Source organism: Bacillus sp. SIMBA_031, from assembly GCF_046535225.1.
In the GTDB taxonomy this organism is placed as follows: domain Bacteria; phylum Bacillota; class Bacilli; order Bacillales; family Bacillaceae; genus Bacillus; species Bacillus velezensis.
In genome coordinates, this window is sequence record NZ_JAWRXC010000005.1 from 141,324 (window position 1) to 152,128 (window position 10,805).

Below are 10,805 nucleotides of genomic sequence, written 5' to 3' on the forward strand. Positions count from 1 at the left end.
ACAGAGGTGACATATGAGCAAAAAATCAATTCAAAAGGTGTATGCACTCACACCGATGCAGGAGGGAATGCTGTATCATGCGCTGCTTGATCCGCATTCTTCCTCCTACTTCACACAATTAGAGCTTAGGATTCACGGAAGCTTTCAGCTTGAGCTGTTTGAAAAAAGCGTCAATGAGCTGATCCGGACATATGACATCCTGCGTACGGTATTCGTGCACCAGCAGCTTCAAAAACCGCGCCAAGTCGTATTAGCGGAGCGGAAGACGAAGGTGCACTATGAAGATATCAGTCAATTAGATGAAGCGCGCCAAACTGAGTATATCGAACGCTATAAACGCGGCGTGCAGCAGCAGGGCTTTCATCTGGCGAAGGATATTCTTTTTAAAGCGGCGGTGTTCAGACTCAGTGAGAAGGAGCTGTATCTCGTCTGGAGCAATCATCATATCGTCATGGACGGCTGGAGTATGGGCGTTTTGATGAAAAGCCTGTTTCAAAACTATGAAGCGCTTCGTGCCGGCCGGCCCGCCGGGGGAAGCCAGGGCAAACCTTACTCTGACTATATCAAATGGCTCGGAGGCCGGGATTATGAGGAGGCGGAACAATATTGGAGCAGCCGCCTGGCGGATTTCGAACAGCCGAGCCTGCTCCCGGGCCGTCTGGCAGCAGAAAAGAAAGACTACCAAAATGAAGAATATTCTTTTGTCTGGGATGAGGAGCTGGTCGCGCAGATTCAGCAGACCGCCAACCGGCATCAAGTCACGGGGCCTAACCTGTTTCAGGCCGTTTGGGGTGCGGTGCTCAGCAAATACAACTATACAGACGATGTGGTGTTCGGCACCGTCGTATCAGGCCGTCCTTCAGAAATCAACGGAATAGAAACGATGGCGGGGCTGTTCATCAATACAATTCCCGTCAGAATCAAGATTGACAAAGATGCAGCCTTTTCGGACGTGATGGCGGCAGTTCAGAAAAACGCCGTGGAAGCCGAGCGCTATGATTATGTGCCGCTCTATGACATTCAAAAGCGCTCCGCCCTGGACGGCAGCCTCTTAAATCATTTGGTCGCGTTTGAAAACTATCCGCTGGACAAAGAGCTGGAAAACGGGGGCATGGAGGAAAGACTCGGCTTTTCCATTAAAGTTGAACATGCTTTTGAGCAGACGAGCTTTGATTTCAATCTCATCGTGTATCCGGGAAAAACGTGGACTGTCAAAATCAAATACAACGGAGCGGCTTTCGCTCATGATGCCATCGAACGAACGGCGCACCATCTGACCCGCATGATGAAAGCCGCGGTCGGAACGCCTGACGCGCCCGTGCGGGAACTCGGCCTTGTTTCAGGCGAAGAAGAGCGGCAGATTGTTGAGGTATTCAATGATACGAAAACGGCGCTTCCGGAAGAGGAGGCCGTTCACCGTTTGTTTGAAGCACAGGCAAACCGGACGCCTGCAAGCATCGCGATAAAAGAAGCGGGACGCGAATGGACCTACCGTGAAGTGAACGAAGCGGCCAACCGCCTGGCGAGACACCTTGTGAAGAGCGGGCTGGAAAAAGGCCGGACCGCCGCTATTATGAACGACCGGTCTGCGGAAACCGTTGTCGGAATGCTTGCCGTCCTAAAAGCAGGCGGCGCATATGTGCCGATTGATCCGGCTTTTCCGGAGGACCGTCTCCGCTTTATGGCGGAAGACAGCTCAATTCGGCTCGTGCTGACAGTTCAGGACTATCAAGAACAAGCGGGCGCATTGCAAGTCCCGGTCGTCATGCTGGATGAAAGCGCGGATGAAACGGTAAGCGGAACAGACTTGAATCTTCCGGCCGGCGGCAACGACTTGGCGTATATCATGTATACATCCGGATCGACCGGCAAACCGAAAGGCGTCATGATTGAACACAGAAATATCATCAGGCTCGTCAAACATTCGAATTACGTGCCGGTTCATGAAGAAGACCGGATGGCGCAAACGGGAGCCGTCAGCTTCGATGCCGGAACCTTCGAAGTCTTCGGCGCATTGCTGAACGGAGCGTCATTGCACCCGGTGAAAAAAGAGACGCTGCTTGACGCCGGACAATTTGCCCAATTTCTGAAAGAGCAGCGGATCACGACCATGTGGCTGACGTCTCCGCTGTTTAATCAGCTTGCCCAAAAGGATGCCGGCATGTTTAACACGCTCCGGCACCTCATCATCGGCGGTGATGCGCTTGTGCCGCATATCGTCAGCAAAGTGAGGAAGGCATCACCGGAGCTGTCGCTTTGGAACGGCTACGGGCCGACGGAGAATACGACGTTTTCGACGAGTTTTCTCATTGATCAGGACTACGACGGCTCGATCCCGATCGGGAAGCCGATCGGAAATTCCACTGCGTACATTATGGATGAAAACCGCAACCTCCAGCCGATCGGCGCGCCCGGTGAGCTGTGCGTCGGCGGAAGCGGAGTGGCAAGGGGCTATGTGAATCTGCCTGAATTAACGGAGAAGCAGTTTGTCCGCGATCCGTTCAGACCGGATGAAATGATATACCGGACGGGGGACTTGGCGAAGTGGCTTCCGGACGGCACGATCGAGTTTCTCGGCAGAATTGACAACCAAGTAAAGGTCCGCGGTTTCAGAATCGAGCTCGGCGAAATCGAGGCGAAAATCAGCCAGGCGGAGAATGTGACGGAATCTGCGGCTGTGATCCGGAAAAATAAAGCGGATGAAAATGAAATCTGCGCTTACTTTACCGCAGACCAAGCCCTTTCGCCGGAAGACCTGCGCAAAACGCTTTCGGAATCACTTCCGGAATATATGATTCCCGCGCACTTCATCCAGATGAATCAGTTTCCGCTGACGGCGAACGGAAAGATTGATAGAAAAGCGCTGCCTGAGCCTCAGGCTGAAGCCGTTCAAAAAGAATACGAAGCGCCGAAAACGGAAGCGGAGCAGAAACTCGCGGACATTTGGGAAGGCATTCTCGGTGTAAAAGCGGGTGTGACTGACAATTTCTTCACGATTGGCGGACATTCTTTAAAAGCCATGATGATGACCGCTAAAATCCAGGAGCACTTTCAAAAAGAAGTGCCGATTAAAGTGTTATTTGAAAAGCCGACCATTCAGGAGCTTGCGCATTATTTGCAGCATGAGAGCGAGGAGGAACAGCAGTTTGAACCGATCCGACAAGCGCCTTATCAGAAGCTTTATCCTGTTTCCTCAGCACAGCGCAGGATGTATATCCTTAATCAGCTCGGACAGGCCAGCACGAGCTACAACGTCCCTGCTGTACTTTTGCTGGAAGGATCAGTAGACAAAAAGCGTCTTGAGGAGGCCATGCAGGCATTAATCAACCGTCATGAGACACTGCGTACGTCGTTTGACATGGCAGATGGAGAAGTTGTGCAGACCATTCATAAAAATGTGTCGTTTGAGCTTGAAACCGCCGAGGGCCGGGAAGAAGATGCAGAAGAGCTGACAAAAGCCTTTATCAGGCCGTTTGCGCTCAACCGCGCGCCGCTTGTCCGTTCGAAGCTGATCCGGCTTGAAGAAGACCGGCATCTTCTGCTGATTGACATGCACCACATTATTACGGACGGAAGCTCAATGGGCATTTTCATCGGTGATCTTGCGAAGCTTTATCAAGGCACGGAGCTTGCGCTGCCAAAGATTCATTATAAGGATTTTTCAATCTGGCAGCGTGAAAAAGCAAATCTCGAACAGCGCGAAGCCTACTGGCTTGATACGTTCAAAGGCGATCTGCCGGTGCTGGATCTGCCGCTTGATTTCCCGCGTCCTGCCGAGCGCAGTTTTGAAGGGGAACGCGTCATCTTCGGGCTTGATAAACAGGTGACGGCGCAGATTAAGAAGCTGCTGGCTGATACGGATACGACGATGTACATGTTCTTGTTAGCCGCTTTTCAAGTGCTGCTGTCCAAATATTCGGGTCAGGAAGACATCATAGTCGGGTCTCCGGCGGCAGGAAGACAGCATCCTGATCTCCAAGACGTGCCGGGCATGTTTGTCAACACAGTTGCGCTCCGATCGCATCCTGCCGGCAAAAAAACGTTCAAACAATTTCTGGATGAGGTGAAAACGGCGAGCCTTCAAGCTTTTGAGCATCAAAGCTATCCGCTTGAAGAATTAATTGAAAAACTGCCGTTAACGAGGGACACAAGCCGGAGTCCGCTGTTCAGCGTGTTATTTAATATGCAGAACATGGAGATCCCGGCCCTGCGGCTCGGAGATTTGGAGATTTCTTCATACTCTATGCATCATCATGTCGCTAAATTTGATCTTTCCTTAGAAGCGGCTGAACGCGGAGAAGAGGTCGGATTGAGCTTTGATTATGCGAAAGCCTTATTTGCGGACGAAACCATCCGCCGCTGGAGCGCTCATTTTGTCAATCTGATTAAAGCCTGCGCTGAAAATCCGGATATTCAGCTGGCTGATGCAAGCCTGCTGTCCGCTCCTGAACGGGAAGCGCTCCTTTCTGATGAAAAACGTACGGAAGCGGATCTGCCTGAGGGCACTTTTGTTTCGCTGTTTGAACGGCAAGCGCAAAAAACGCCTGATCTCACGGCGGTTGCGGGCGGAACAAGTCTGACATATCGTGAGCTTGATGAACGCTCGAACCGGTTTGCCCGCCACCTTCAGGCTTGCGGAACGGCCAGTGAGGACATCGTGGCCATTATGATGGATCGTTCGGCCGACTTGATTACCGCGATTCTCGGCATCATGAAAGCCGGAGCGGCATTTCTCCCGATTGATCCGGAGACTCCTGAAGAGAGAATCCGCTACTCTCTTGAAGACAGCGGAACGAAGCTTCTGGTCGTCAATGAGAGAAACATGACCGCGGCCGCCGTTTATAAAGGAAAAACGGTCGTAATGGAAGACGGAGAATGGCAGAACGAAAGCGCCGGCCGGCTTGAAACGAATCCCGGCGCCGACCAGCTTGCCTATATCATTTATACCTCGGGAACAACGGGCAAACCGAAAGGCGTCCAGCTGGAGCACCGCAATCTAATCAATTATGTCACATGGTTCAGCCGTGAAGCCGGTTTGACCGAAGCTGACAAATCTGTGCTGCTGTCTTCTTACGCATTTGATCTCGGCTATACGGCTATATTCCCTATTCTTCAGGCGGGCGGCGAGCTGCACATTGTGCCGAAAGAGACGTACACCGCGCCTGATCAGCTTGGTGAGTATATACAGAAAAACGGCATTACGTATATGAAACTGACGCCGTCATTGTTCCATATGATCGTCAATACAGCCCGTTTTGCGGCAGAACGCCGTTTCAGCCCGCTTCGTTTAGTGGTGCTCGGCGGAGAAAAGATCATCACGTCCGATGTCCGCAAGTTTCATGACGTATACGCCCATACCGACTTCATCAATCACTACGGGCCGACGGAAACGACGATCGGCGCCATTGCCGGACGGATCAATATGGAGCGCCTTGATCAATATGAGCAGTGTCCCGTCATCGGCCGCCCGATCGCGAATACCGGCGCGCTTGTATTGGACGGAGCAATGCAGCTCGTTCCTCCGGGCGCAAGCGGCGAGCTTTATATTACCGGGAAGGGGCTTGCCAGAGGATATCTTCACCGTCCGCAGCTGACGGCGGAGAAATTTCTCTCAAATCCTTTTTCACCGGACAGCCTCATGTACAAAACGGGAGATGTCGTCCGCAGGCTTCCTGACGGGACGATTGAATTTATCGGCCGTGCGGATGATCAGGTGAAAATCCGGGGCTACCGCATCGAATTAAAAGAGGTTGAAACCGTGCTGTTAAGCGTAAACGGCATTCAGGAGGCGGTCGTTCTCGCAGTCAGCGAAGGCGGGCTGCCGGAACTGTGCGCGTACTATAAAGCCGGCAGCGAGCTGAAAGGCTCTGAGCTTCGCAAACAGCTTTCCGAAACATTGCCGTCTCATATGCTTCCGGCTTATTTCGTGCAAGTAGACCGCATTCCGCTCACAGCAAACGGAAAAACCGATAAAAACGCCCTTCCGAAACCGGGCGTCAGCCAAACGGCGCAAACAGCTTCAGCCTTGCCGGAAACGGAATTGGAGGAAAAGTTGTGCCGCATTTGGAAACAGACACTCGGTATAGATACGCTCGGCATCGACGATAATTTCTTCGATTATGGCGGGCACTCTTTAAAAGGCATGATGCTCCTCGCCAATATTCAGGCAGAACTGGACAAAACGGTTCCGTTAAAAGCGCTGTTCGAACAGCCGACTGTCCGCCTGCTTGCCGCATATATCGAAAAATCGGCGTTATCTGAGGGATATCGGATGATCACGCCGGCCGACAGTGCAGACGCGTACCCGTTATCATCCGCCCAAAAACGGATGTACGTCCTGAACCAGCTTGACCGGGAGACAATCAGCTATAATATGCCGTCCGTTCTTCTGATGGAAGGAGAAGTCAATATTTCAAGGCTTCAGGAAGCCCTCAATCAGATGATCAATCGCCACGAATCTTTGCGGACGTCCTTTATCGATCAAAACGGCCGCCCGATGCAGCAGATCGCAGAACAGGCTGACATTGACCTGCATATCTTTGAAGCAGCGGACGAGGAGAAAGCAAATCTAATCATTCAGGCATTCATTAAGCCGTTTGATCTGAGCGCTGCTCCGCTCATTCGGGCCGCTCTTGTCAGACTGAATGAAAAGAAACACCTGCTGCTGCTGGATATGCATCATATTATTGCCGACGGCGTGTCCAGAAGCATGCTGGTCAAAGAGCTCGCTCACCTTTATAAAGGGGGAAGTCTGCCGTCGCCGAACCTGCACTATAAAGACTTCGCCGTCTGGCAGAATGAACCTGAGCAGGCCGAACGGATGAAAGACCATGAGCGTTATTGGCTCTCCGCATTTTCCGGCGAGCTTCCTGAATTGAATCTGCCGACTGATTTTCCCCGTCCGCCGGTCCAAAGTTTTAAAGGACAATCCGTCCGTTTCAGAGCGGGGCGTGAAACGGAAAAAGCGGTGCGTGAATTAATGGAATCATCGGGAGCGACTCTTCATATGGTGCTTCACGCCGCGTTCCATGTCTTTTTGAGCAAAATCACGGGGCAGCGCGATATCATTATCGGCTCGGTGACAGCCGGAAGAACGAGCGCCGAAGTTCAGGAAATGCCGGGGATGTTTGTCAATACGCTTGCGCTTCGCAATGAAACGCGCAAAGAGCAGACCTTCGCCGGGCTGCTCGAACGGGTGAAACAAACCAATCTCGACGCGCTGGCGCATCAGGATTATCCGTTTGAGGATCTGATCGGGAAGCTTGACCTGCCGAGAGATATGAGCCGAAATCCGTTGTTCCAAGTCATGGTGACGACAGAAGATCCGGATAAAGAAACACTGGAACTGGAGAACCTGCGCATCACTCCGTATGAGTCGAACCAAGGCACGGCGAAATTCGATCTGACACTCGGCGGCTTTACGGATCAAGAAGGCCTCGGCCTTCAGTTTGAATATGCGGCTGATCTGTTTAAAAAAGAAACAATTAAAAAGTGGAGCGCCGGGTTCCTGCGGATTCTGAAGCAAGCGGCAGAAAGTCCGGACAGAAAGCTGCCTGAGATTTCACTGATCAGCGATGCTGAAAAACAAGCTCTCCTCAACGCATGGAAAGGAAAAACAATTTCTGTGCCGCGGGACAAAACGGTTCACCGTCTCTTTGAAGAAACGGCCGCCCGCTACGCGAACCGGCCGGCCGCGGCATACAACGGCGCGAAATGGACGTACGGCGAGCTGAACGCAAGGGCGAACCGCATCGCGCGTATTCTCTTGGACTGCGGCGTCACGGCTGACGAACGTGTCGGCATTTTGACGAAACCGTCCTTGGAAATGGCCGCGGGCGTACTCGGCGTCCTGAAAGCGGGCGCGGCATTTGTGCCGATTGACCCCGAATACCCGGAAGAGCGGATCAGCTACATTCTGCAGGACAGCGGAGCCAAGCTTCTTCTCACACAGGAAGCGCTGGACGTGCCGGACAGCTACAAAGGAGAAACGATTCTGCTTGACGGCGGACGCTCCATTCTGAGCCTGCCGCTTGATGAAAACGATGAAGCGAACCCGCAGACGGAAACAACGGCGGATCATCTCGCTTATATGATTTACACGTCAGGAACGACCGGACAGCCGAAGGGTGTCATGGTCGAACACCATGCGCTGGTAAACCTGTGCTTCTGGCATCACGACGCATTCGCCATGACGGCGGATGATAAAAGCGCCAAATACGCGGGCTTCGGTTTTGACGCCTCCATCTGGGAAATGTTCCCGACATGGACCATCGGCGCGGAGCTTCACGTCATTGACGAAGCGATCCGGCTGGATATCACCCGCTTAAATCACTATTTCGAGGAGAACGGCGTGACCATCACCTTCCTGCCGACGCAGCTGGCCGAACAATTTATGGAGCTGGAAAATACCTCTCTCCGCATGCTTCTCGTCGGCGGCGACAAGCTGAAGCGGGCGGTGAAACAGCCGTACACGATCGTCAACAACTACGGCCCGACGGAAAACACCGTCGTCGCGACAAGCGGCGTCATCAATCCGGGGGAAGGATCGCTTTCGATCGGACGGGCGATTGCCAATACGAGAGTTTATATTCTCGGCGACGGCGATCAGGTGCAGCCGGAAGGCATTGCCGGTGAATTGTGTGTGGCCGGCCGCGGTCTGGCGCGCGGATACCTGAACCGTGAAGAAGAAACGGCGAAGCGGTTTACCGCAGATCCGTTCGTGCCCGGCGAGCGCATGTACCGGACCGGCGACCTCGTCAAATGGAACGCGCAGTGCGGCATTGAATACATCGGCCGTATCGACCAGCAGGTCAAAGTGCGGGGCTACCGAATCGAGCTTTCAGAAATCGAAGTCCGCCTCGCCCAGCTTGCGGACGTTCATGACGCAGCGGTGACGGCGGTGGAAGACAAAGCGGGCAATACCGCGCTTTGCGCCTATGTCGCGCCTCAGCAGGACGATATTGAAGCGCTCAAATCCGCGCTGAAAGACACGCTGCCTGACTACATGGTGCCGGCGTTCTGGGTGGAGATGGACGAGCTTCCGGTCACCGCAAACGGAAAGATTGACAAAAAAGCCCTGCCGGAACCGGACATTGAAGCGGGAAGCGCCGTATATAAAGCGCCGGAAACGGAGATGGAGACGCTGCTTTCCGACATTTGGCAGGAAGTGCTCGGTCTTGATCAGATCGGCGTAAGCGACAATTTCTTCACGCTCGGCGGCGATTCGATCAAAGGCATCCAAATGGCGAGCCGCCTGAACCAGCATGGCTACAAGCTGGAGATGAAGGATCTCTTCCAGCATCCGACCATCGAAGAGCTCGTCTCTTATGTGGAGCGGACGGAAGGCAAGCAGGCCGACCAGGGACCTGTCGAAGGCGAAGCGGAGTTAACGCCGATCCAGCGCTGGTTCTTTGAACGAAACTTTACCGACAAACACCACTGGAACCAATCCGTCATGCTTCACGCGAAAGACGGCTTTGATCCGGACCTGGTGGAAAAAACCCTGCAAGCATTGATTGAACACCATGATGCGCTCCGCATGGTTTACCGTGAAGAAAGGGAAGGCATCATTCAGACATACCTCCCTGTCACAGAATGCAAGGCAAGCTTTGACATCGTTGATCTGTACGGAACTGACGAGGACATGCTGAAAAGCCAGATTCAGCGGCTTGCCGATCATCTTCAGGGAAGTCTGGATCTGGAGAACGGCCCGCTGTTAAAAGCGGAGCAATACCGGACAGAACAAGGCGATCATCTGTTAATCGCGATTCACCATCTCGTCGTGGACGGGGTTTCATGGAGAATTCTGCTTGAGGATTTCGCTTCAGGTTATAAACAGGCGCAGCAGCAAAACAGCATCGTCCTCCCGCAGAAAACCCACTCCTTTAAAGATTGGGCGGAGGCGCTGAACACATTTGCGCAATCAGAAGAGCTGAAAAAGCAGGCGGATTATTGGGCGCAGGCAGATGCGGAAGAACTCCAGCCGCTGCCGAAAGATCATGATCCGAACAAACGGCTCGTCAAACATACGGCGGCCGTGAAATGTGAATTGACTGAGGAAGAAACGGCGCAGCTGCTCACAGATGTTCATCATCCGTATGGAACGGAAATCAACGACATTCTGCTCAGCGCGCTCGGCTTAACGATCGGTGAATGGACAGAAAACGGCAAAGTCGGCATCAACTTAGAAGGACACGGCCGGGAAGAAATCATACCGAATGTCAATATTTCACGGACGGTCGGCTGGTTTACGGCCCAATATCCGTTGATTCTGCAGATCAGCAAGGAAGACGGCGTCTCTTCCGTCATTAAAACGGTAAAAGAGACGGTGCGGCGCGTTCCTGATAAAGGTGTAGGATGCGGGATTCTCCGGTATCTGTCATCCGATGAAACAGAACAAGGCGTCACGCCTGAAATCAGTTTTAACTACTTGGGGCAGTTTGACAATGAAGTGAAAACGGAATGGTTTGAGCCGTCTCCATATGATATGGGACGTCAAGTCAGCGAAGAGTCAGAGGCGTTATACGCACTGAGCTTCAGCGGGATGGTTACAGGCGGCCGCTTCGTCATTTCCTGCTCATACAATCAGGAAGAATATGAAAGAAGCACCGTCGAAACACAGATGCAGCGGTTTAAAGACAATCTCTTAATGATCATCCGCCATTGCACGGCCAAAGAGGAGAAAGAATTTACGCCGAGCGATTTCAGCGCGCAGGATCTTGAGATGGATGAAATGGGAGACATCTTTGACATGCTTGAGGAGAATTTAACGTGACAAAAACAGATCACAGAAGGGGGGAGCGGAG

General features: G+C 52.8%; 1 protein-coding gene. It reads left to right on the forward strand.

All coding sequences use genetic code 11. From position 1 onward, the window contains the following. Positions 1–13: 13 nt before the first annotated feature. Positions 14–10,774, forward strand: coding sequence for a surfactin non-ribosomal peptide synthetase SrfAB (gene srfAB / locus SB724_RS14660; protein WP_410571705.1), 10,761 nt, complete (start codon positions 14–16; stop codon positions 10,772–10,774). Positions 10,775–10,805: the final 31 nt, after the last annotated feature.